The following is a 21,925-nucleotide window of genomic DNA, read 5'->3' on the forward strand; positions in this document are numbered from 1 at the left end:
TCCTGCGTGCGTGACGGACGGTTCAGCCGCGTGGCTCGCCGTCCTCCTCGTCGGCCTGCTGCTCCTTCTCCTTCTCCCGGCCGGCCGGCGGCTCCGGCTCGCCGGGGCGCTCGGCCGCGGTGTGGCCGACCGGCTCCGCGGTGGCGTGGCCCGCGACCGGCTTCTCGCCGGTCGGGCCGACGTTCTCCCGGCGGCGCAGGTAGCGCTCGAACTCGCGGGCGATGGCGTCCCCGGAGGCCTCCGGGAGCTCGGCGGTGTCCTGGGCCTCCTCCAGCTGCTGGACGTACTCGGCGACCTCGCTGTCCTCGGCCGCCAGCTGGTCGACGCCGAGCTGCCAGGCGCGGGCGTCGTCGCTCAGCTCGCCCGGCGGGATGCGCAGGTCGAGCAGGTCCTCCAGCTTGTTGACCAGGGCGAGGGTGGCCTTCGGGTTGGGCGGCTGCGCGACGTAGTGCGGCACCGCGGCCCAGAGCGTCACGGCCGGCACCCCGGCGTGGGTGCACGCCTCCTGCAGCACCCCGACGATCCCGGTCGGGCCCTCGTAGCGGCTCTCCTCCAGCTCCAGCCGGCGGGCCAGCTCCGGGTCCGAGGTGACGCCGCTGACCGGCACCGGGCGGCTGTGCGGGGTGTCGCCGAGCAGCGCGCCCAGGATCACCACCAGCTCGACGCCCAGCTCGTGGGCGAAGGCCAGCAGCTCGTTGCAGAAGGAGCGCCAGCGCATGCTGGGCTCGATCCCGCGGACCAGCACGAGGTCGCGGGTCTTGGGCTCGGTGACCCGGACCACGGACAGGCGGGTGGTCGGCCAGGTGATCCGGCGGATGCCGCCGTCCAGCCAGACGGTCGGCCGGTTGACCTGGAAGTCGTAGTAGTCCTCGGCGTCCAGGGCGGCGAACACCTTGCCGCCCCAGGTGTCGTCCAGGTGCGCCACCGCCGCGGAGGCGGCGTCACCCGCGTCGTTCCAGCCCTCGAAGGCGCAGACCATCACCGGGTCGATCAACTCGGGAACATCTTCCAGCTCGATCACCCAGCGTCTCCCTCCGGTCGGCGGACCCCGCCCCGCCCCGGGTTGCCGGAGCGCCGGGCGGCCTGCCGCCGACTGTCGAACCTCTCGTCGCCCATGGAACGCCTCGCCCCATGGTCCCTACCTGCCCAGCCTACGGGCTTTGATGCACACCTCGGCCGGGCACCGGGACAGTCTGGGGGAGCGGCGCGCCATGATCCAGCGGTTATCGGCGCAGGCCGGGCGCGGCCCCGGTCAGCGCGGACCGGCCGCCGAGGTGACGGCCGGCAGGTAGCCGAGCGACTGCCCCTCGGCGGTCGGGTGGAAGGACTCCCAGAGCCTGCCGAGCACGATCCCGGTGATCCACTCCTGCCCGGCGGGCGAGCAGACGCCGTGCCCGTCGAAGGCGCCGCGGACATCGGCGAAGGCGAAGCCGTACGCCTCGGAGCGCCGGCGGATCAGCTCGTCCAGTTCGTCGGCGAGCGCGTTGAAGCGCTGCCGGCGGGGGTCGGTGCCGACCAGGCAGGTGGTGCCGGTGCGGAGCAGGCGCGGGTAGCCGGTGACCACCACCCGGGCGGCAGGGGCGGCGGCCCGCAGCGCGCCGTACAGCTCGTTGAGGCGGTTCGGCAGCACCTCGCGCAGCCGCCGCTCGGACTCGTCGAGCGCCCCGTCGCACCAGGTTTCGAGGGTGAAGGGGTGCAGGCACTGCCCGGCGGCCTCGGCGAAGCCCAGGTCGTTGCCGCCGACGGTGAGGGTCACCACGTCGGTGTCGGAGGCGACCCGGGGCAGCTGGTCGCGCAGCACGTCCGCGGTGGCGGCGCCCCGGCAGGCGGCGGCCAGGAAGTCGGTGGCGCCGTGGTCGGCGGCCCAGAGCGCGGGGTAGCCGTGCGGGCTGCGGTGGCAGTCGCCGGAGCCGTCGTCGTAGTCCCCGGCGGCGACCCCGGCGGCGTAGGAGTCGCCGAGCGCGGCGTAGCGCGGCGGGGCGTCGGCGGCCGCGGCGGTGGCGGGCGGCAGCAGGACGAGCAGGGGCAGGGCGGCGAGGGCGGCCAGGAAGCGGTGGCGCAGCACGGGCGGTTCTCCGGGGTCCGACGGCGGCCGGGCGCGGGTCGGCCCGTTCGGCACGGATGGTAGTGGAGCGTGTGCGGTGAGTAGGGGATGCGGAGGTGTGCGCCGTCCCCCGCGCCGGTCGGTGCGGGCGGGGCGATGATGGGAGACGGGGCCGGGCTGGCGGCGGTGAGGAGCCGGGCGGATGAGCAGGTGGCGGTGGATCGGCGCCGGGGCGCTGGTGGCAGGTGCGGTGCTCGCCGCGGCGGCGGCCGGGCGGCGGCTGCCGATGGAGCACGTGACCGAGGGCGGTCTGGACCTGGCGCAGCCGCCGGGCGCGGTGTGGGACGTGCTGACCGACATCGACCTGTACCCGGCCTGGCGCCCTGGGCTGACCCACGTGGAGCGGCTGCCCGCGGGCGCCGGCCGGGTGCGCTGGCGGGAGTACGACCGGCACGGGCACACCACGTACGAGGTGCTGGAGAGCGAGGCGCCGCACCGGCTGGTGACCGGCATCGCGGACCCGGACCTGCCGTGGGGCGGCACCTGGACCTGTGTGCTGACCCCGATGGGCGGGGGCAGCAGCCTGACCATCACCGAGCGCGGCGAGATCCGGGGCCCGCTGTACCGCTTCGCCCACCACTACCTGATGCGCGAGGACCGGGAGCTGCACCGCTACCTGGGCGCCCTCGCCCACCGGATGGCGTAGCGGCCGGCTCCCACCGGCCTAGGGCTTGTCTGACAATTCCCGCCGCGCGCTGATGCGACGCGAATTGTCAGACAAGCCCTAGCGCACCCAGCCGCGGCGGTAGTCCTCCCAGTTCTCGGGGGTGGCGGCGAAGTCGACGTACAGGGCGACGCCGAAGTTCTGGCGCTTCGGGTCGGTGCGGCCGAGGCCCAGCCGGATGCCCCGGATGCCGGCCGGCACGGTCTCGGCGTGGCCCCAGTGGCCCCACTTGTCCTCCCAGAAGAACGGCAGGCCCATCAGCAGGTCCACCTCCTTCGGGGTCGCCTCCAGGGCGAGTTCGGTCTGGAGGGCGTTGTAGCCGCCGTACAGCGACTCCAGCGGCATGCTGGAGTCGTAGGTCATCACGGCGATCTGGTCGACCCGGCGGGCGGTCTCGGCGAAGTACGCCTGGTCCCACCACTTGCCGTGGCCGGTGAGGGCGATCCCGGCGGTGTGCAGGCCGGGCACCGGGTCGATCTGCGGGGCGGCGACGGACAGCGTGCCGCCGTGCTCGCGGGTGATCGGGCGGACCTTGTCGAGCAGGGCGAGCCAGCCCGCCGAGCCGGGGCGGATCGGTTCCATGTCGAAGTGCACCCCGTCGAAGCCGAGGTCCAGCACCTGGCGGGCGGAGGCGGCGACCCGCTCGCGGGAGGGGGCGTCCTCCAGGTCGAGGCCGTCCTTCTCGGGGCGGACGACGTCGCCGAGCCAGCTCTGCACCCGGACGCCGGGCACCGACCGGTGCACGGCCTGGACGAACCACTGCGCCCGGGGGTGCACGGACGCCGGCAGGGTGCCGTCGTGCTCCAGCGGCCCGGTGTGGACGTAGAGGTCGCGGATGCCGGTGCCGGCGAGGCGCTCGGCGAGCGCGGCGACGTCGGCGTCCCCCTTTCGGCCGTCCACCCAGGCGTGCCCGAGCCAGACCGCGTCCTTGCCCCGGGTGCGGGCCTCCTCGGAGACCTCGCCGGCGTACTGGAGGCGCAGGGCGAGGGCGCCGCCGCCGAGCGCCAGGACCGGCAGGGCGAGCGCCAACAGGCCCGCCACCAGGGCCTTGCGCCACCGCGACCAGCTCCGCCAGCGCCTGCGCGCGGCCCCCGCCCGCGCCCGTGCGGCGGCCCCCGCGCGACGCACGACCTGCCCGAACCGCGCCATCGCGGCACCCCCCTGTGTTCAGCCGAGCGCTCAGGATACGGAATGCCTGCTCGCGGAGCCGGACCGGCCGGATACCCTGGCCAGGTGCGCCCCCGATCCAGCGGGGACGCAAAGCCGACAGCCGTCGCACCCAGGGAGAAGCCCCATGGCCATTGCAGCCGTCCCGTCCAGCAGTCAGCAGAGCCGCGCGAACGCGTTGCGCGAAGCCCTCGCCTCCCGGGTGGTGGTGGCCGACGGTGCGATGGGCACCATGCTGCAGGCCCAGGATCCGTCGCTGGACGACTTCCAGCAGCTGGAGGGCTGCAACGAGATCCTCAACCTCACCCGGCCCGACATCGTCCGCTCCGTCCACGAGGCGTACTTCGCGGTGGGCGTGGACTGCGTGGAGACCAACACCTTCGGCGCCAACCACGCGGCGCTCGGCGAGTACGACATCCCGGAGCGGGTGTACGAGCTGTCCGAGGCGGGCGCCCGGATCGCCCGCGAGGTCGCCGACGCCTTCGCCGCCGACGGCCGGACCCGCTGGGTGCTCGGCTCGATCGGCCCCGGCACCAAACTGCCGACCCTCGGCCACGCCCCGTACGAGCTGCTGCGCGACGGGTTCCAGCAGAACGCGGCCGGCCTGATCGCGGGCGGCGCGGACGCGCTGCTGGTGGAGACCAGCCAGGACCTGCTGCAGACCAAGGCCGCGATCCTGGGCTGCAAGCGCGCGCTGGCCGAGGCGGGCGTCGACCTGCCGGTGCTGGTGCAGGTGACGGTCGAGACCACCGGCACCATGCTGCTGGGTTCGGAGATCGGCGCGGCGCTGACCGCGCTGGAGCCGCTGGGCGTCGACTACATCGGCCTGAACTGCGCCACCGGCCCCGCCGAGATGAGCGAGCACCTGCGCTACCTGGCGAAGAACGCCCGGATCGGCCTGTCCTGCATGCCGAACGCCGGTCTGCCGGTGCTGGGCAAGGACGGCGCGCACTACCCGCTGTCCCCGGCCGAGCTGGCCGAGGCGCACGACACCTTCACCCGCGAGTACGGGCTGTCGCTGGTCGGCGGCTGCTGCGGCACCACCCCCGAGCACCTGCGGGCCGTGGTGGAGCGGGTGCAGGGCCGTCCGGTGGCCGCCCGCACCCCGCAGCCGGAGCCCTCGGCGGCCTCGCTGTACCAGGCGGTGCCGTTCCGCCAGGACACCTCGTACCTGGCGATCGGCGAGCGGACCAACGCCAACGGGTCGAAGAAGTTCCGCGATTCGATGCTGGCGGGCGACTGGCAGGCGTGCGTGGAGATCGCCCGCGACCAGATCCGCGACGGCTCGCACATGCTCGACCTCTGCGTGGACTACGTCGGCCGGGACGGCGTCGCGGACATGAAGGAGGTCGCCGGCCGGCTGGCGACCGCCTCGACGCTGCCGATCGTGCTGGACTCCACCGAGCCGGACGTGCTGCGGGCCGGCCTGGAGGCGCTGGGCGGGCGCGCCCTGCTGAACTCGGTGAACTACGAGGACGGCGACGGCCCGGACACCCGCTTCGGCCGGATCGCCTCGCTGGCCCGCGAGCACGGCGCCGGCCTGATCGCGCTGACCATCGACGAGGAGGGCCAGGCGCGCACGGCCGACAAGAAGGTCGAGATCGCCGAGCGCCTGATCGCCCAGCTCACCACCGAGTACGGCATCGACGAGGGCTCGATCCTGGTCGACTGCCTGGCCTTCACCCTGGGCACCGGCCAGGAGGAGTCCCGCCGGGACGGCATCGAGACCATCGAGGCGATCCGCGAGCTCAAGCGCCGCCACCCGGACGTGCAGACCACCCTCGGCCTGTCCAACATCTCGTTCGGCCTCAGCCCGGCCGCCCGCATGGTGATCAACTCGGTCTTCCTGAACGAGTGCGTCGAGGCCGGTCTGGACTCGGCGATCGTGCACGCGTCCAAGATCCTGCCGATGGCCCGGATCCCGGAGGACCAGCGCGACGTCGCCCTCGACCTGGTCTACGACCGCCGCAGCGGCGACTACGACCCGCTGCAGAAGCTGCTCCAGCTGTTCGAGGGCGTCTCCTCCGCCTCGGTGAAGGCGTCCAAGGCGGAGGAGCTGGCGGCGCTGCCGCTGGAGGAGCGCCTGCAGCGCCGGATCATCGACGGCGAGCGCAACGGCCTGGAGGCCGACCTGGACGAGGCGCTCACCGGGCGGCCCGCGCTGGAGATCATCAACGAGACCCTGCTGGCCGGCATGAAGGTGGTCGGCGAGCTGTTCGGCTCCGGCCAGATGCAGCTGCCGTTCGTGCTGCAGTCCGCCGAGGTGATGAAGACCGCGGTGGCCCACCTGGAGCCGCACATGGAGAAGTCCGACAGCGAGGGCAAGGGCACCATCGTGCTCGCCACCGTCAAGGGCGACGTCCACGACATTGGCAAGAACCTGGTCGACATCATCCTGTCCAACAACGGCTACAACGTGGTCAACCTGGGCATCAAGCAGCCGGTCTCGGCGATCCTGGACGCCGCGCAGGAGCACCGGGCGGACGTCATCGGGATGTCCGGCCTGCTGGTGAAGTCCACCGTGATCATGAAGGAGAACCTGGAGGAGCTGAACCAGCGCAAGCTGGCGGCCGACTACCCGGTGATCCTCGGCGGCGCCGCGCTCACCCGCGCCTACGTCGAGCAGGACCTGCACGAGATCTACGAGGGCGAGGTCCGCTACGCCCGGGACGCCTTCGAGGGCCTGCGGCTGATGGACGCGCTGATCGCGGTCAAGCGCGGCGTGCCCGGGGCCGCCCTGCCGGAGCTCAAGCAGCGCCGGCACGCCCGGGTGGAGGTCGCGGAGCCGGAGGAGGTCAACCTCGGCCAGATCCGCTCGGACGTCACGGTCGACAACCGGGTGCCGGCCCCGCCGTTCTGGGGCGACCGGATCGTCAAGGGCGTGCCGTTCGCCGACTACGCCTCCTGGCTGGACGAGGACGCGCTGTTCAAGGGCCAGTGGGGCCTGAAGGCCGCCCGCAGCGGCGAGGGCCCCTCGTACGAGGAGCTGGTGGAGACCGAGGGCCGGCCGCGGCTGCGGATGTGGCTGGACCGGCTGCAGACCGAGGGCTGGCTGGAGGCGGCCGTGGTCTACGGCTACTACCCGGCGAACTCCAAGGGCGACGACCTGATCGTCTTCAACGAGGACGGCTCCGAGCGGACCCGCTTCACCTTCCCCCGCCAGCGGCGCGGGCGCCGGCTCTGCCTGGCGGACTTCTTCCGCCCCGAGGAGACGGGCGTGCGCGACGTGGTCGGCCTGCAGGTGGTCACCATGGGCAACCGGATCTCCGAGGCGGCCAACGAGCTGTTCGCGGCCAACGCCTACCGGGACTACCTGGAGCTGCACGGCCTGTCGGTGCAGCTGGCCGAGGCGCTGGCGGAGTTCTGGCACGCGCGGGTCCGGTTCGAGCTGGGCTTCTCCGAGGAGGACCCGCAGGACATCAAGGACATGTTCGCGCTGAAGTACCGCGGCGCCCGCTTCTCGCTCGGCTACGGGGCCTGCCCGGAGCTGGAGGACCGCGCCAAGATCGCCGAGCTGCTGCGGCCGGAGCGGATCGGCGTGGTGCTCTCCGAGGAGTTCCAGCTGCACCCGGAGCAGTCCACCGACGCGATCGTGATCCACCACCCGGAGGCGAAGTACTTCAACGCGCGGTAATCCGCGGGATGCACAGCGTTCGCCGCATTCGGTCGCGGCAGGCGTATCCTGGATCATCCTGAACGGGCCGGTCCGCTCACCAGCGGGCCGGCCCGTGCCTTCCCCGGGTACCCAGGGCCCCGGGGCACGGACGGAAGGATCCCGCCATGACCACCATCTCCACCGCTTCGCGGACCCTCGACCACGGCGACGGCCGGGGCCTCCAGGCGGTGCTGCTGGACATGGACGGGACGCTGGTCGACACCGAGGACTTCTGGTGGCAGGCCGAGGCCTCGCTCTTCGCGGAGCTGGGCTACGCGCTGGACGAGAAGGACCGCGCCCAGGTGGTCGGCGGCCCGATGAGCCGGGTCATCGACTACCTGCTGGCCGCCACCGGGGTGGACCTCGCGCCGGCCGACCTGACCGTCCTGATCAACCAGCGCTTCGTGGACCTGCTGGGCGGCGGCGTGCCGCTCATGCCGGGCGCCGAACGGCTGCTCAACACCCTTGCCGCGCACGGCATCCCGGCGGCGCTGGTGTCCGCCTCGCACCGGCACATCATCGACATCGTGCTGGACTCGGTGGGCACCCGCTACTTCGCCTTCTCGGTCGCGGGGGACGAGGTGCCGCGGACCAAGCCGCACCCGGACCCGTACCTGGAGGCGGTCCGCCGGCTCGGCGCCGAGCCGGGGCGCTGCGTGGTGGTCGAGGACGCGCCGACCGGGGTGCGCTCGGCGGAGGCGGCCGGCTGCCCGGTGATCGCGGTGCCGTCGGTGGCGGCGATCGAGCCGGCCCCGGGCCGGCTGGTGCTGTCGTCGCTGGAGCAGGTCGACCTGGAGCTGCTGAACTCCCTGGTCGTCTCGCGGGTCTGAGCGCCGGGTCCGGGCGTGGGTCCGGGCGGCGCGTGGAGGGCCCTCACGGCGGCCCGGCGCGGGTCCACCGGCCCGGTACGGAACCCGTACCGGGCCGGAACCGTTCCGGGCGCCCGGCTTGTTCCGCCGCCCCGTCTCGGGATGCGAAACCTGCAACCCCGCCGCAATGCATGTGATTATCGTCTCATTGCGGCTGATTCCTACCGGCCGGTAAGGGACTGGCATATGCCTGTACCGGGGGGCACTCGGGGAGAAAACGGGCATTGGTCGACAGTTTGTCGAGCCCCCTGAGAAGGCCTGTCACCACGTGTCCCAACCGTCATCCGTACGGGTATCGGTGGTGCGTGTTCGATATGGCACGCTACTCCAGTTCCATCCCCCCACTCCCTGCCGTGCCACCGCGGCCGACGGGCGAACCCGTCCCGTCCAGCGGTCGTACGGCCGGCACCCGGCCCGCGCGCGCCTCCCCATCCCTGGAGGAGTGCACCCCAGCGGGCCACTGGCCACCGCCGGCCCGCATCGAGAAGGACGCGACCCGTGAAGACTTCCGCTGGACGACTGGCAGTACTCGGCTGCGCCGGACTGGTCGCCGCCTCGGTGACGAGCTGCAGCTCGGTGACGCAGGCGGTCGGCGGGGACGGCGGGAAGTCGATCACGATGGGGACCACCCTGGTCACCAGCGTGCTGGACCCGGCCGGCGCCTACGACAACGGCTCCTGGCTGCTGCTACGCAACACCTTCCAGTCGCTGCTGAAGTTCCCCGCGGCCTCGACCACGCCCGTCCCGGACGCCGCGCAGAACTGCGAGTTCACCGCCGGCGACGCCACCCAGTACCGCTGCGTGCTGCGCCCGGGCCTGAAGTTCTCCAACGGCCACGCGCTGACCGCCTCCGACGTGGTGCACTCCATCGAGCGCACCAAGAAGATCAACGACGCCAACGGCCCGGCCGGCCTGCTGGAGTCGATCAAGTCGGTCGAGGCCCGCACCGAGACCGAGGTGGTCTTCCACCTCAGCGGCCCCGACGCCGTCCTCCCGGCCAAGCTGGCCGGCCCGGCCGGTGCGATCGTCGACCAGGAGAGCTTCCCGGCCGACCGCCTGCTGCCCAACGACAAGCTGATCGGCTCCGGCGTCTACAAGATCGAGTCGGTGGACAACGCGCAGACCCCGCGCAAGGTCGCCCTGGTGCCGAACGAGAACTACAGCGGCGACGAGAAGCTGCGGAACAAGAAGTTCACGCTCCGCTACTTCGACAAGACCCCGGACCTGCAGGCCGCGCTGGAGAAGGGCGACATCGACCTCGCCGACAACAGCCTGGAGCCCAGCGCCGCCGCCCAGATCCGCACCGACCAGCTCGGCGGCAAGAGCGCGCTGCAGGTCGTCGAGGGCGACTCCAGCGACACCCGCTACATGGTCTTCAACACCAAGGACCCGGTCACCGGCAACCTCGCCGTCCGCCAGGCCGCCGCCCAGCTGGTCGACCGCAAGGCGCTGGCCCGCGACGTCTTCGCGCGCACCGTCCAGCCGCTGTACTCGGTGGTGCCCGCCGGCGTCGCCGGCCACAACACCGCCTTCTTCGACAAGTACGGCGACCAGGACCCGGCCAGGGCGAAGGCGATCCTCACCGCGGGCAAGGTCCAGATCCCGGTCAAGATGACCCTCACCTGGTCCCGCTCGCGGGCCGAGGCGGCCGAGGCCGAGATGCTGAAGAAGCAGCTGGAGACCGGCGGCCTGTTCCAGGTGACGGTCCAGCAGGAGCCCGACTGGACGGCCTTCAAGAAGGCCTGGTCCGAGGGCAAGTACCAGGCGTACACCATCGGTTGGGCCGCCGACTACCCGGACGCCGACAACTACGTGGTGCCGCTGGTCGTCCAGGGCGGTGCCTACCACCACGGCTGGGACGACAACCGGATCAGCAGCCGCCTGGTGCCCGAGAGCCTCAAGCAGGCCGACCGCGCCGCCGCCTCCGCCACCTACGCGCAGATGCAGAACATCGTCGCCGAGGGCGTCCCGATGATCCCGCTGTTCCAGAACAAGTCGTTCTTCGCCTCCCGCAACAACATCACCGGCGTGGAGTCGACCGTCGACACCACCGGCGTCTTCCGCTTCTGGGAGATCGGCCGGGTCGGCAAGTAGGAGCCCGCAGGGGCGCCACCCACAGCACGGCGGCCCGTCCGCCCCCCCAGGGTGCAGGGGGAGCGGACGGGCCGCCGTCATGTCCGGGGGGGGCGCTACAGGGCGCCCGGCCGGACCAGCCCGCTCTCGTACGCGTACACCGCGGCCTGCACCCGGTCGCGCAGCTGCAGCTTCGTCAGCACGTGGCCGACGTGCGTCTTCACGGTGGTCTCGCTGACGAACAGCTCGGCCGCGATCTCCGCGTTCGACAGCCCGCGCGCCACCAGCTTCAGCACCTCCAGCTCACGCTCCGTCAGCGCGGTCAGCGCCTGCGGCGGCGCCTCCTCGCCGGAGGGCAGCTTGGTGGCGTACATGTCCAGCAGCCGGCGGGTGATGCTCGGGGCGAGCATCGCCGCGCCGTCCGCCACCACCCGGATCGCCTGCACCAGCTCCTCGGCCGGCACGTCCTTCAGCAGGAAGCCGCTGGCACCCGCGCGCAGCGCCTCGACCACGTACTCGTCCAGGTCGAAGGTGGTCAGCACCAGCACCTTCACCGGGCCGTCCCGGCCGGGGCCGGCGATCCGGCGGGTCGCCTCGACGCCGTCCATCCTGGGCATCCGGATGTCCATCAGGACCACGTCGGGCTGCAGCGCCCTGACCTGGTCCAGCGCCTGCTGCCCGTCACCGGCCTCGCCGACCACCACCAGGTCGGACTCGGCCTCCAGAATCATCCGGAAGCCGGTGCGCAGCAGCGGCTGGTCGTCGACCAGCAGCACTCGGATCGTCACCTAGGACTCCTTGCTCATCGGATCCCCCGTGGGATCGTCGTCGTCGGACCGGCGGGCGAGCGGCAGCGGGTACGGCGGCGGGGTGCCGCCGAACTCCGGGCAGCTGGCCCGGTGGTCGCACCAGTCGCAGAGCCGGTTGCGGGTCGCCGGGAACTCCCCCGTGGCGACCGCGTGCGTGATCCGCTCCCACAGCGCCCGCAGCTTGCGCTCCACCGCGAGCAGATCGGCCTCGTCCGGGTCGTACGACACCACGTCGCCGCCCCCGCCGAGGTAGACCAGCTGCAGCCGCTTGGGGACCACGCCCTTCCAGCGCCACACCACCAGCGCGTAGAACTTCATCTGGAACATCGCCTTGCCCTCGAAGTCCCGGGAGGGCGCGCGGCCGGTCTTGTAGTCGACCAGCCGGACCTCGCCGGACGGGGCGACGTCCACCCGGTCGATGTAGCCGCGCAGCAGCAGCCCCGGGTCGAGGGCCGTCTCCACGTACAGCTCGCGCTCCACCGGGTGCAGCCGGGTCGGGTCCTCCAGCCGGAACCACTGGGCGACCAGCTTCTCGGCGTCCGCCAGCCAGCGGGTCAGCGCCGCGCCGTCCGGATCGTCCGGGAACAGGCCCGCCAGCTCCGGGCGCTCGCCCAGCAGCCGCTCCCACTGCGGGCGCAGCAGCCCGAGCGCCCGCTCCGGCGTCCGCTCGGTCGCCGGGCTGTCGAACAGCCGCTCCAGCACCGCGTGCACCAGGGTGCCCCGGGTCGCCGCCGAACTGGGCGGTTCCGGCAGCTTGTCGATCACCCGCAGCCGGTACAGCAGCGGACAGGTCAGGAAGTCCCCGGCCCGCGACGGGGACAGCCCGGTCGGGGCCGCGGCCGGGCGGACCGGCGCGGCGGCGTCCGGGCTGAGGTCGGTCTGGTGCATGCACCGACCCTATTGCCCCTCGCTGTCATCCCGCTGCCACGGTGCTGCCGCCGGGCGGCGCGCCCGCGGCAGGAACCGGCCGCCGGCCCGCTGGTGATCTCCGCAGCGGGTATGAAGCCCTGTGCGAGGGGCGCGCGGCACGCGGGCGCTCCGATCACGTAGCGTGGGCGCGCGGGCGCACGCGCCGCACCCACGACGGGGGAGCCGACCTTGAAGGGACCACGGTGAGCGACAGCAGGGGGCAGCAGACCTCCGACCAGCCACCGGCCGGCGGCGGCGGACGGCCGGGCCCGGTGAAGCCCGAGGAGCCGGAGCGCGGCGGCGGCATCCTGATGGGCCGCCCCTTCGGCGTGCCGATCTACGTCACCCCGTCCTGGTTCGTCATCGCCGCGCTCATCACCTGGGTCTTCGGCGGGCAGCTCGACCGCGTCCTGCCCGAGCTCGGCGGCGCCCGCTACCTGGTCGCCTTCTCCTTCGCGGTCGCCTTCTACGCCTCCGTGCTGGTGCACGAGCTCGCCCACACCCTGGTCGCGCTCCGCTACCGGCTCGGGGTGCGCCGCATCCAGCTGCAGTTCTTCGGCGGCGTCTCCGAGATCGAGAAGGAGGCCGAGCGGCCCTGGCGGGAGTTCTGGCTGGCCTTCGTCGGCCCGCTGCTCTCGCTGGTCCTCGGCGGCCTCTTCTACCTCGCCCTGCGGGCCGTCGAGCTGACCAGCGTGCCCGGCGTGCTGCTGACCGGCCTGATGGTCTCCAACCTGGTCGTCGCCGCCTTCAACCTGCTCCCCGGCCTGCCGCTGGACGGCGGCCGGATGCTGCGCGCCGTCGTCTGGGCCGTCACCGGCCGCCCGATGGCCGGCACCGTCGCCGCCGCCTGGGTCGGCCGCGCCCTCGCCCTCGCCGTCCTGATCGGCCTGCCGCTGTTCTCCGCCAGCCGCGGCACCGAACGCAGCAGCACCGACACCATGATCGACGCGGTGCTCGCCGCGATCCTCGCCGCGATCATCTGGAACGGCGCCGGCGCCAGCCTGCGCAACGCCCGGCTCAAGGAGGTCCTGCCCGACCTGCGGCTGCGCGACCTCGCCCGGCGCGTCGTCGAGGTGCCCGCCGACACCCCGCTCGGCGAGGCGCTGCGCCGCGCCGAGGAGGCGCAGGCCGGGGCCGTGGTGGTGGTCGACGGCCGGGGCGAGGCGATCGCCATCGTCCGGGAGTCCGCCGTCCGCGCGGTGCCCGAGCACCGCCGCCCCTGGGTCGCGGTCTCCGGCCTCGCCCGCGACCTCGAACCCGGCCTGCGGCTCTCCGCCGCGCTCACTGGGGAGGACCTGCTGCGCGCCGTCCGCGCCACCCCGGCCGGCGAGTACCTGGTCGTCGAGGAGGACGGCCGCACGTACGGCGTCGCCACCCTCACCGACATCGAGCAGAAGCTCACCGCCGCCCTCACCCGGCGCGGCTGAGCCCCGGCCGGACGCCGCGGAGATCACCGCGGTCGGCGGGGCCTGCCCGGACCGTTAGGATTGTCCGCATGTCCGAACCGACCGGTGCCACCCGCCGACGCGGGCCCTTCCAGGTCGGGGACCAGGTCCAGCTGACCGACCCCAAGGGCCGCCACTACACGTTCACGCTCCAGGCCGGGAACCAGTTCCACACCCACAAGGGTGCGTTCCCGCACGACGAGCTGATCGGCGCCCCCGAGGGCACGGTCGTACGCACGACGGGCAACGTCCCGTACCTCGCGCTGCGCCCCCTGCTCCCCGACTACGTCCTGTCCATGCCCCGCGGCGCCGCCGTGATCTACCCCAAGGACGCGGGGCAGATCCTGGCGATGGCCGACATCTTCGCCGGCGCCCGCGTGGTCGAGGCCGGCGTCGGCTCCGGCGCGCTCTCCACGTACCTGCTGCGCGCCGTCGGGGACACCGGCATGCTCGCCTCGTACGAGCGCCGCCAGGACTTCGCCGACATCGCCAAGGGCAACGTCGAGCGCTACTTCGGCGGGCCGCACCCGGCGTGGAAGCTCACCGTCGGCGACCTCCAGGACAACCTGGTCGAGTCCGACGTCGACCGCGTCATCCTCGATATGCTCGCCCCCTGGGAGTGCCTGGACGTCGCCTCCAAGGCGCTCGTCCCCGGCGGCCTCATCTGCTGCTACGTGGCCACCACCACGCAGATGTCCAAGACCGTCGAGGCGCTGCGCGACCACGGCACCTTCACCGAGCCGCAGGCCTGGGAGACCATGGTCCGCACCTGGCACCTGGAGGGCCTCGCGGTCCGCCCGGACCACCGGATGATCGGCCACACCGGCTTCCTGCTCACCGCCCGCCGCCTCGCCGACGGCGTCGAGCCGCCGCTGCGCCGCCGCCGCCCCGCCAAGGGCGCGTACGGCGAGGACTACGACAACGGCACGCCGGAGCCCAGCCTCCAGGAGCGTGCGGCGGCCCGTGCCGCGGCCCGCACCGCCCCGGCCGAGCAGACCGACCTCGGCTGACCCCGCAGTCCCGTCCCGGGGCGGTACGGAGCCCTCCGTACCGCCCCGCCGCACATCCGGACCCGGGGACGACCCAAGGGCGCCCCCGGGCGGCTCCGGGGGCTCCGGACGGGCCCCGCAGCCCCCGCGGAACGCCCGCAGAACGCCCACCGGACCCGCCACCACCCCGCCGCCCGCCGCACCCCCCGGTGTGGGACGATGCTCGCTCACACAGATCCGCTGGAGGGGACGCCTGGTGGAGACCGCGGTCGGAACGGCGATGGCCGAGCAGCAGACGACGCGGGACCCGGGCCGACCCGGTCACGCCCGCACCACCCCCTGGCACTGGGCCCTCACCGCGACCGGCTGCGCCGCCGTCGTGGCCGCCGCGCTCGCCGCCAACCCCGCCAGCGGCTCCCCGACGCCGCTGCGGGCCACCCCCAGGGCCCTGCCCGCCGCCGTCGCCCCCGATCCGGCCGCGGCGCAACTCCCGCTCGACTGCGGACCGTTCCCCGTGAAGATAGCGGGCAGCCTGACCGCCGACCTCGGCGACGGCCGCCCCGGCACGGTGGCCGCCGCGCACTGCGCCGCCGAGAGCGGCACCCCGCCGCACGCCGTCTACCTGCTCGGCCCCGCCACCGGCGCCGACGGCCGGCCCGCCGTCCTGGCCACCCTGCTCTCGGAGCGCGAGAACCTCACCGTCAGCCGGCTCGTGCTGCGCAGTGACGGCACCATCACCGCGCACGCCCAGGGCTACTCCAGCGAGGAGGTGCCGCGCGCCGTGCCGGACATCTCACTGGACCTCACCTGGAAGCGGCGGGGCGGCGGCTGGGACCGCTCCCAGATCGCCGCCCCGCTCGCCCTGACCTGACGGCCGGACGGACACCGGACGCCTACTCGGCGTCCGGTCCGTACACCTCGACCCGGTCCGCGATCCGGCGCACGTGGATGCAGTCGCCGGGGCACTCCTTCGCGGAGTCCACCACGTCCTGAAGCAGCGTCAGCGGAACCGGCGCGGTCTCGCCGGGCTGCTGGCGCAGTTCGTCGTCCGGCCCCTTCACGTAGGCGAGGCCGTCGATGTCGAGCTCGAAGACCTCGGGCGCGTACTGCGCACAGATGCCGTCGCCGGTGCACAGATCCTGGTCGATCCACACCTCCAGCTGCTCGCTGGCCGCCGCGTCTTCGGTCACCGACATGGTCTCCTGCCGTTTCTGTCCCGAGTCGCCCCCGATCGGGGGCAATCCCGCCATTCGTACAACGATCGGACCGACGGTCTCGGTCGCGATCGGATATCGACTCGCTCGACGATACATCTGGTCCGCTTTGGGGCGTGCGCGGTGGGTATCTCCTTAGCAGAGGGGAAGCACGCTGGGGCGAAGATCGGACACGCCCGTTCCATCTTTCTTGATCTAGGGGTTTACGGACCCCTGGTCCCAGGTAGGGTCTGGAAGCGTCCAGCTCCCCGGAGGAGGTGAGGACCGTGGCAGCCCACGATGACGACTACAACCGCAGCACCGGCAGGCCCGCTCGTGGTTCCGACGAGGCCGCTCAGGTCTCGTACCTTGAGCAGGAAATCGCCGTGCTGCGCCGCAAGCTCGCCGACTCGCCGCGCAATTCGAGAATCCTCGAAGAGCGGATCGTCGAGCTCCAGACCAACCTGGCCGGCGTGACCGCCCAGAACGAACGGCTCGCCTCCACCCTGCGTGAGGCCCGCGACCAGATCGTGGCCCTCAAGGAGGAAGTGGACCGGCTGGCACAGCCCCCGGCCGGTTTCGGCGTCTTCCTCAGCGCCAACGAGGACGGCACCGCCGACATCTTCACCGGCGGCCGCAAGCTCCGCGTCAACCTCAGCCCCAACGTCGACGCGGACGGGCTGCGGCGCGGCCAGGAGGTGATGCTCAACGAGGCCCTCAACATCGTGGACGCGATGGCCTTCGAGCGCATCGGCGACATCGTCACCCTCAAGGAGATCCTGGAGGACGGCGAGCGCGCCCTGGTCGTCGGCCACACCGACGAGGAGCGGGTGGTGCGGCTCGCCGAACCGCTTCGCGAGGAGGGGGTCACCCTCCGGGCGGGGGACGCACTGCTGCTGGAGCCCCGCTCCGGCTACGTGTACGAGGTCGTCCCGAAGTCCGAGGTCGAGGAGCTGGTCCTCGAAGAGGTCCCGGACATCGACTACCGCCAGATCGGCGGCCTGTCCAACCAGATCGAGCTGATCCGCGACGCGGTCGAGCTGCCCTACCTGCACGCCGACCTCTTCAAGGAGTACGAGCTGCGCCCGCCCAAGGGCGTCCTGCTCTACGGCCCGCCCGGCTGCGGCAAGACGCTGATCGCCAAGGCGGTGGCCAACTCGCTCGCCAAGAAGGTCGCCGAGGTGACCGGCCGCCCCCAGGGCAAGAGCTACTTCCTCAACATCAAGGGCCCCGAGCTGCTCAACAAGTACGTGGGCGAGACCGAGCGGCAGATCCGCCTGGTCTTCCAGCGGGCCCGGGAGAAGGCCGGCGAGGGCACCCCCGTCATCGTCTTCTTCGACGAGATGGAGTCGCTGTTCCGCACCCGCGGCTCCGGCGTCAGCTCGGACGTGGAGAACACCATCGTCCCGCAGTTGCTCGCCGAGATCGACGGCGTGGAGGGCCTGGAGAACGTCATCGTCATCGGCGCCTCCAACCGCGAGGACATGATCGACCCGGCGATCCTGCGGCCCGGCCGCCTGGACGTCAAGATCAAGATCGAGCGGCCGGACGCCGAGGCGGCCAAGGACATCTTCTCCAAGTACCTCAAGGACTCGCTGCCCTTCCACCCCGACGACGTCAAGGAGCACGACGGCTCCGTCGAGGCCACCGTCGCCGCGATGATCCAGTCGGTGGTGGAGCGGATGTACTCCGAGACCGAGGAGAACCGCTTCCTGGAGGTCACCTACGCCAACGGCGACAAGGAGGTCCTGTACTTCAAGGACTTCAACTCCGGCGCGATGATCCAGAACATCGTCGACCGCGCGAAGAAGATGGCCATCAAGGACTTCCTCGACCACGGTCAGCGCGGTCTGCGCGTCTCCCACCTGCTCGCCGCGTGCGTGGACGAGTTCAAGGAGAACGAGGACCTGCCGAACACCACCAACCCGGACGACTGGGCCCGCATCTCCGGCAAGAAGGGCGAGCGGATCGTCTTCATCCGCACGCTGGTCACCGGCAAGCAGGGCGCCGAGTCCGGCCGCTCCATCGACACTGTCGCCAACACGGGGCAGTACCTGTAACCGACGCACTCCGGGCCGGCAGCGGCCCCGGCAGAGCACGTACCTCCGTCCGGCTGTGGCGCCTCGCGGCCCCGCAGCCGGACGGCGCGTCTCGGGCCCGCGCCGTCGGTGCGGCGTTCTAGGCTCGACCCACCGTTCGCGGGCATACGGCCCGCGTCGGTGCTGTTCAGCGGTACGTCAGCGTGCTCCGCCCGTGGGGGGCGGCGCACCGGGCAAGGAGGGCCGCATGACCGTACGGCGCGTGATGGGCATCGAGACCGAGTACGGGATCTCCGTGCCCGGGCACCCCAACGCCAACGCCATGCTCACCTCGTCCCAGATCGTCAACGCGTACGCGGCGGCGATGCACCGGGCACGGCGGGCCCGCTGGGACTTCGAGGAGGAGAATCCGCTGCGCGACGCCCGGGGCTTCGACCTCGCGCGGGAGGTCGCGGACGCCAGCCAGCTGACCGACGAGGACATCGGCCTCGCCAACGTCATCCTCACCAACGGCGCCCGGTTCTACGTCGACCACGCGCACCCCGAGTACAGCTCGCCCGAGGTGACCAACCCGCGCGACGCCGTCCTCTGGGACAAGGCCGGCGAGCGGATCATGGAGGCGGCCGCCCAGCGGGCCCTGGAACTGCCCAACGGGCAGCAGATCCACCTCTACAAGAACAACACCGACAACAAGGGCGCCTCCTACGGCACCCACGAGAACTACCTGATGAAGCGGGCGACGCCGTTCGCCGACATCGTCCGCCACCTCACCCCGTTCTTCGTCTCGCGCCAGGTGGTCACCGGCGCCGGCCGGGTCGGCATCGGGCAGGACGGCTCCGCGCACGGCTTCCAGATCAGCCAGCGCGCCGACTACTTCGAGGTCGAGGTCGGCCTGGAGACCACGCTCAAGCGCCCGATCATCAACACCCGGGACGAACCGCACGCCGACGCCGAGAAGTACCGCCGGTTGCACGTGATCATCGGGGACGCCAACCTCTCCGAGATCTCCACCTACCTCAAGCTGGGCACCACCTCGCTGGTGCTGGCGATGATCGAGGACTCCTTCATCGCCTCCGACTTCGCGGTCGACCAGCCGGTGCGCACCCTGCACCGGGTCTCCCACGACCCCTCGCTCAAGCACCTGGTCACGCTGCGCAACGGGCGCAGGCTCACCGCCGTCCAGTTGCAGCTGGAGTACTTCGAGCTGGCCCGCAAGTACGTCGAGGACCGGTTCGGCAACGACGCGGACGAGCAGACGCTGGACGTCCTGGCCCGCTGGGAGGACGTGCTCGGCCGGCTGGAGCGCGACCCGATGTCGCTCTCCCGGCAGCTGGACTGGATCGCCAAGCGGGAGATCCTGGAGGGCTACCGCAGCCGGGACTCCCTGGAGTGGGACAACTCCCGGCTCCACCTGGTCGACCTCCAGTACAGCGACGTACGGGCCGAGAAGGGCCTCTACAACCGCCTGGTGGCCCGCGGACGGTTCGAGCGGCTGGTGACCGAGGAGGAGGTCCGCCGGGCCGTCACACAGCCCCCCGAGGACACCCGGGCGTACTTCCGCGGGCGCTGTCTGGAGCAGTACGCGGAGCACGTGGCCGCCGCCTCCTGGGACTCGGTGATCTTCGACCTGCCCGGCCGGGACTCGCTCCAGCGGGTACCCACGCTGGAGCCGCTGCGCGGGACGCGCAACCACGTGAAGGAGCTGCTGGACCGCTGCCGCACGGCGGAGGACCTGCTGCGCGTGCTGTCCGGCGGGTAACTTTTCGATCACCACGGGTGAACGCCCGGCGAATGGGAATCATCCGGGGTGACAGCGGGTGTCGGACCGGGAGCGCCGGGGCAAACCGGGAGCGTTCGCCGCACCTTGTGTATAGGGTCGGTGCAGCAGTACCGACCAAGCCGTGTCAGACGATTCGAGCGGGGTGAGGGAAATGGCGAGCAAGGACACCGGAGGCGGCCAGCAGCGGGCGAACCGCTCCTCCGAGGAGGTCGAGGAACAGGCCGCGGAGGCCCAGAATTCCGAGGAGCTCAAGGAGCGCCAGGAAAAGCTCGGCGACGACGTCGACGCGGTTCTGGACGAAATCGACGAGGTCCTGGAGTCGAACGCCGAGGATTTCGTGCGGCAGTTCGTGCAAAAGGGCGGGGAGTAACCGCCCGGAGCCCCTGCCGGACATTCGTGGAAATCGGCGATTCGCACCCCCGCGGCAGGCGGGCGGCACTGTCCTCCGCCTGCCCCGGTAGGGTGCGGGCAGCGCGTTCAAGCCACCTGGAAGGAATCGTGTGGAAGCCAACACTCGCGGCACCGGGCGTCTACCGGCTGCCTTCCTGACCCCCGGGTCCTCGTCGTTCCTCGACTTCCTCGCCGAGCACCAGCCCGAGCTGATCCCCGGCCGCCGCAGCCTTCCCGAAGGGGCGGTGATCGAGGCCCCGCACGGGACGACGATCGTCTCCGCGGTCTTCGACGGCGGCGTGGTCATCGCCGGTGACCGCCGCGCCACCATGGGCAACGTGATCGCCCAGCGCGACATCGAGAAGGTCTTCCCGGCCGACGAGTACAGCGCGGTCGGCATCGCCGGCACCGCCGGCCTCGCGGTCGAGATGGTCCGGCTGTTCCAGCTGGAGCTGGAGCACTACGAGAAGATCGAGGGCACCGTGCTCTCCCTGGAGGGCAAGGCCAACCGCCTCACCACCATGATCCGGGGCAACCTCGGCATGGCGATGCAGGGCCTCGCGGTCGTCCCGCTCTTCGCCGGCTACGACCTCGACCAGAGCCGCGGCCGGATCTTCACCTACGACGTCACCGGCGGGCGCTCCGAGGAGCGCGGCTTCGCCGCCACCGGCTCCGGCTCGGTCTTCGCCCGGGGCTCGCTGAAGAAGCTCTACCGGGACGACCTCACCGGCGACCAGGCCGCCATGCTGGTCGTCCAGGCGCTGTACGACGCGGCCGACGACGACTCGGCGACCGGCGGCCCGGACCTCGCCCGCAAGATCTTCCCGATCGTCTCGCTGATCACCGAGGACGGCTTCCGCCGCCTCACCGAGGACGAGGTCTCGCAGATCGCGGTCTCCATCACCGACCAGCGCCTCACCCACCCGAACGGCCCGCAGGCCCCGCTGCTCTAGCCATCACCTCACGGAAGGAAGGGACGACGCCGGTGTCGACACCGTTCTACGTCTCGCCCCAGCAGGCCATGGCCGACCGCGCGGAGTACGCCCGCAAGGGCATCGCGCGCGGTCGCAGCGTGGTCGTGCTCACCTACACCGAAGGCATCGTCTTCGTCGCGGAGAACACCTCGCGGGCGCTGCACAAGGTCTCGGAGATCTACGACAAGATCGCCTTCGCGGCGGTCGGCCGCTACAACGAGTTCGAGAACCTGAGGATCGGCGGCGTGCGCTACGCCGACCTGCGCGGCTACTCCTACGACCGGGCCGACGTCACCGCCCGCGGCCTGGCCAACGTGTACGCCCAGACCCTCGGCACCATCTTCTCCTCGGTGGGGGAGAAGCCGTACGAGGTCGAGCTGATCGTCGCCGAGGTCGGCCGGACACCCGACGAGGACCAGATCTACCGGCTCACCCCGGACGGCTCGGTCGTCGACGAGAAGAACTACGTGGTGGTCGGCGGCAACGCCGACTCGATCGGCAACTACCTGGGCCAGCGCCATCGCAGCGGGCTCAGCCTGACCGAGGCACTGAAGCTCGCCGTGGACTCGCTCGCCCGGGACCCCAACGGCAGCACACCGCGCACAATGACCCCCGAGCAGCTGGAGGTGGCGGTGCTCGACCGCCAGCGCTTCCAGCAGCGCAAGTTCAAGCGGATCCTGGGCGGCCAGCTCGGACGGCTGCTCGACGGCGACCAGTCCGCCGAGTCGGACGACGAGGAGAAGCCGGCGGCCACCCCGCCGTCCGACGCGCCGGCGTCGGAGTAGCAGTGCCAGGGAGTCCCGTACGGCGGCCGTCCGCCGTCGTGCGGGACTCCCGTGCCCCTGCGACGCCTTGACCGCTGGTC

The 21,925-nt window shown here is 72.1% G+C and carries 18 protein-coding genes; 12 read left to right on the forward strand and 6 right to left on the reverse strand.

Annotated features, from left to right (window positions below; translation table 11 throughout):
- Positions 1-22: 22 nt before the first annotated feature.
- Together ACWGB8_RS14020 and ACWGB8_RS14025 are read right to left on the reverse strand one after the other, a co-directional pair.
- Positions 23-1,021: a PAC2 family protein gene (locus tag ACWGB8_RS14020; RefSeq protein WP_452213402.1), complete on the reverse strand. Its 999-nt coding sequence runs from the start codon at positions 1,019-1,021 to the stop codon at positions 23-25.
- A 231-nt stretch (positions 1,022-1,252) separates the two neighbouring features.
- Entirely contained in the window at positions 1,253-2,119 is an 867-nt protein-coding gene (locus tag ACWGB8_RS14025; protein ID WP_452213403.1) for an SGNH/GDSL hydrolase family protein, read from the reverse strand.
- Between the two features lie 127 nt (positions 2,120-2,246).
- On the opposite strand from ACWGB8_RS14025, the gene ACWGB8_RS14030 reads away from it, so the two are divergent.
- Complete coding sequence (locus ACWGB8_RS14030; RefSeq protein WP_452213405.1) at positions 2,247-2,750, forward strand: SRPBCC family protein; 504 nt, start codon at positions 2,247-2,249, stop codon at positions 2,748-2,750.
- Between the two features lie 78 nt (positions 2,751-2,828).
- On the opposite strand, the gene ACWGB8_RS14035 is transcribed toward ACWGB8_RS14030, so the two are convergent.
- Entirely contained in the window at positions 2,829-3,917 is a 1,089-nt protein-coding gene (locus ACWGB8_RS14035) for a hypothetical protein (RefSeq protein ID WP_452213407.1), read from the reverse strand.
- A gap of 145 nt (positions 3,918-4,062) precedes the next feature.
- Between ACWGB8_RS14035 and metH the strand changes: the two genes are divergently transcribed.
- The 3 genes from metH to ACWGB8_RS14050 all read left to right on the forward strand — a co-directional run bounded on the left by metH (position 4,063) and on the right by ACWGB8_RS14050 (position 10,553).
- Entirely contained in the window at positions 4,063-7,569 is a 3,507-nt protein-coding gene (metH, locus tag ACWGB8_RS14040; RefSeq protein WP_452213408.1) for a methionine synthase, read from the forward strand.
- A 146-nt stretch (positions 7,570-7,715) separates the two neighbouring features.
- Positions 7,716-8,420, forward strand: a complete 705-nt coding sequence (locus ACWGB8_RS14045; protein ID WP_452213409.1) for an HAD family hydrolase — start codon at positions 7,716-7,718, stop codon at positions 8,418-8,420.
- Between the two features lie 537 nt (positions 8,421-8,957).
- Positions 8,958-10,553, forward strand: a complete 1,596-nt coding sequence (locus ACWGB8_RS14050; protein WP_452213411.1) for an ABC transporter substrate-binding protein — start codon at positions 8,958-8,960, stop codon at positions 10,551-10,553.
- A 95-nt stretch (positions 10,554-10,648) separates the two neighbouring features.
- Here the strand turns inward: ACWGB8_RS14050 and ACWGB8_RS14055 are convergent, their stop codons facing one another.
- A complete protein-coding gene (locus ACWGB8_RS14055; RefSeq protein WP_452213413.1) occupies positions 10,649-11,320 on the reverse strand; it encodes a response regulator in 672 nt (223 codons plus the stop codon).
- Entirely contained in the window at positions 11,321-12,229 is a 909-nt protein-coding gene (locus ACWGB8_RS14060; protein WP_452213415.1) for a RecB family exonuclease, read from the reverse strand.
- Between the two features lie 224 nt (positions 12,230-12,453).
- On the opposite strand from ACWGB8_RS14060, the gene ACWGB8_RS14065 reads away from it, so the two are divergent.
- From ACWGB8_RS14065 to ACWGB8_RS14075, 3 genes are all read left to right on the forward strand, one after another.
- On the forward strand, positions 12,454-13,677 hold the full coding sequence (locus tag ACWGB8_RS14065) for a site-2 protease family protein (protein ID WP_452213416.1): 1,224 nt from the start codon (positions 12,454-12,456) through the stop codon (positions 13,675-13,677).
- A gap of 68 nt (positions 13,678-13,745) precedes the next feature.
- A complete protein-coding gene (locus ACWGB8_RS14070; RefSeq protein WP_452213418.1) occupies positions 13,746-14,705 on the forward strand; it encodes a tRNA (adenine-N1)-methyltransferase in 960 nt (319 codons plus the stop codon).
- A 235-nt stretch (positions 14,706-14,940) separates the two neighbouring features.
- Complete coding sequence (locus tag ACWGB8_RS14075; protein ID WP_452213420.1) at positions 14,941-15,555, forward strand: hypothetical protein; 615 nt, start codon at positions 14,941-14,943, stop codon at positions 15,553-15,555.
- A 22-nt stretch (positions 15,556-15,577) separates the two neighbouring features.
- Here ACWGB8_RS14075 and ACWGB8_RS14080 read toward each other — a convergent pair whose 3' ends face one another.
- On the reverse strand, positions 15,578-15,880 hold the full coding sequence (locus tag ACWGB8_RS14080) for a ferredoxin (protein ID WP_452213422.1): 303 nt from the start codon (positions 15,878-15,880) through the stop codon (positions 15,578-15,580).
- A 284-nt stretch (positions 15,881-16,164) separates the two neighbouring features.
- Here ACWGB8_RS14080 and arc point away from each other — a divergent pair, with 284 nt between their 5' ends.
- The 5 genes from arc (at position 16,165) to prcA (ending at position 21,845) form a co-directional block, all read left to right on the forward strand.
- Positions 16,165-17,937 carry a proteasome ATPase gene (arc, locus tag ACWGB8_RS14085; RefSeq protein ID WP_452213424.1) on the forward strand — a complete coding sequence of 591 codons (1,773 nt, stop codon included), beginning with the start codon at positions 16,165-16,167 and terminating at the stop codon, positions 17,935-17,937.
- 226 nt (positions 17,938-18,163) lie between these two features.
- Entirely contained in the window at positions 18,164-19,675 is a 1,512-nt protein-coding gene (gene dop / locus ACWGB8_RS14090; protein ID WP_452213426.1) for a depupylase/deamidase Dop, read from the forward strand.
- A gap of 172 nt (positions 19,676-19,847) precedes the next feature.
- Positions 19,848-20,066 (forward strand): ubiquitin-like protein Pup, encoded by a 219-nt coding sequence (locus ACWGB8_RS14095; protein WP_452213428.1) that lies wholly within the window; start codon positions 19,848-19,850, stop codon positions 20,064-20,066.
- A 130-nt stretch (positions 20,067-20,196) separates the two neighbouring features.
- Positions 20,197-21,039, forward strand: a complete 843-nt coding sequence (gene prcB, locus ACWGB8_RS14100; RefSeq protein ID WP_452213429.1) for a proteasome subunit beta — start codon at positions 20,197-20,199, stop codon at positions 21,037-21,039.
- A 32-nt stretch (positions 21,040-21,071) separates the two neighbouring features.
- Entirely contained in the window at positions 21,072-21,845 is a 774-nt protein-coding gene (gene prcA, locus ACWGB8_RS14105) for a proteasome subunit alpha (RefSeq protein ID WP_452213431.1), read from the forward strand.
- Positions 21,846-21,925 lie beyond the last annotated feature (80 nt).

The sequence above is a fragment of the Kitasatospora sp. NPDC054939 genome (genome assembly GCF_053610105.1).

What these genes read in the sequence shown, in the direction of transcription:
- ACWGB8_RS14030 (WP_452213405.1), top strand. Translation starts at nt 2,247, where the DNA reads ATGAGCAGGTGGCGGTGGATCGGCGCCGGGGCGCTGGTGGCAGGTGCG.
- ACWGB8_RS14045 (WP_452213409.1), top strand. Translation starts at nt 7,716, where the DNA reads ATGACCACCATCTCCACCGCTTCGCGGACCCTCGACCACGGCGACGGC.
- ACWGB8_RS14060 (WP_452213415.1), bottom strand. Translation starts at nt 12,229, where the DNA reads ATGCACCAGACCGACCTCAGCCCGGACGCCGCCGCGCCGGTCCGCCCG.
- ACWGB8_RS14080 (WP_452213422.1), bottom strand. Translation starts at nt 15,880, where the DNA reads ATGTCGGTGACCGAAGACGCGGCGGCCAGCGAGCAGCTGGAGGTGTGG.
- ACWGB8_RS14070 (WP_452213418.1), top strand. Translation starts at nt 13,746, where the DNA reads ATGTCCGAACCGACCGGTGCCACCCGCCGACGCGGGCCCTTCCAGGTC.
- dop (WP_452213426.1), top strand. Translation starts at nt 18,164, where the DNA reads ATGACCGTACGGCGCGTGATGGGCATCGAGACCGAGTACGGGATCTCC.
- metH (WP_452213408.1), top strand. Translation starts at nt 4,063, where the DNA reads ATGGCCATTGCAGCCGTCCCGTCCAGCAGTCAGCAGAGCCGCGCGAAC.
- ACWGB8_RS14095 (WP_452213428.1), top strand. Translation starts at nt 19,848, where the DNA reads ATGGCGAGCAAGGACACCGGAGGCGGCCAGCAGCGGGCGAACCGCTCC.
- ACWGB8_RS14035 (WP_452213407.1), bottom strand. Translation starts at nt 3,917, where the DNA reads ATGGCGCGGTTCGGGCAGGTCGTGCGTCGCGCGGGGGCCGCCGCACGG.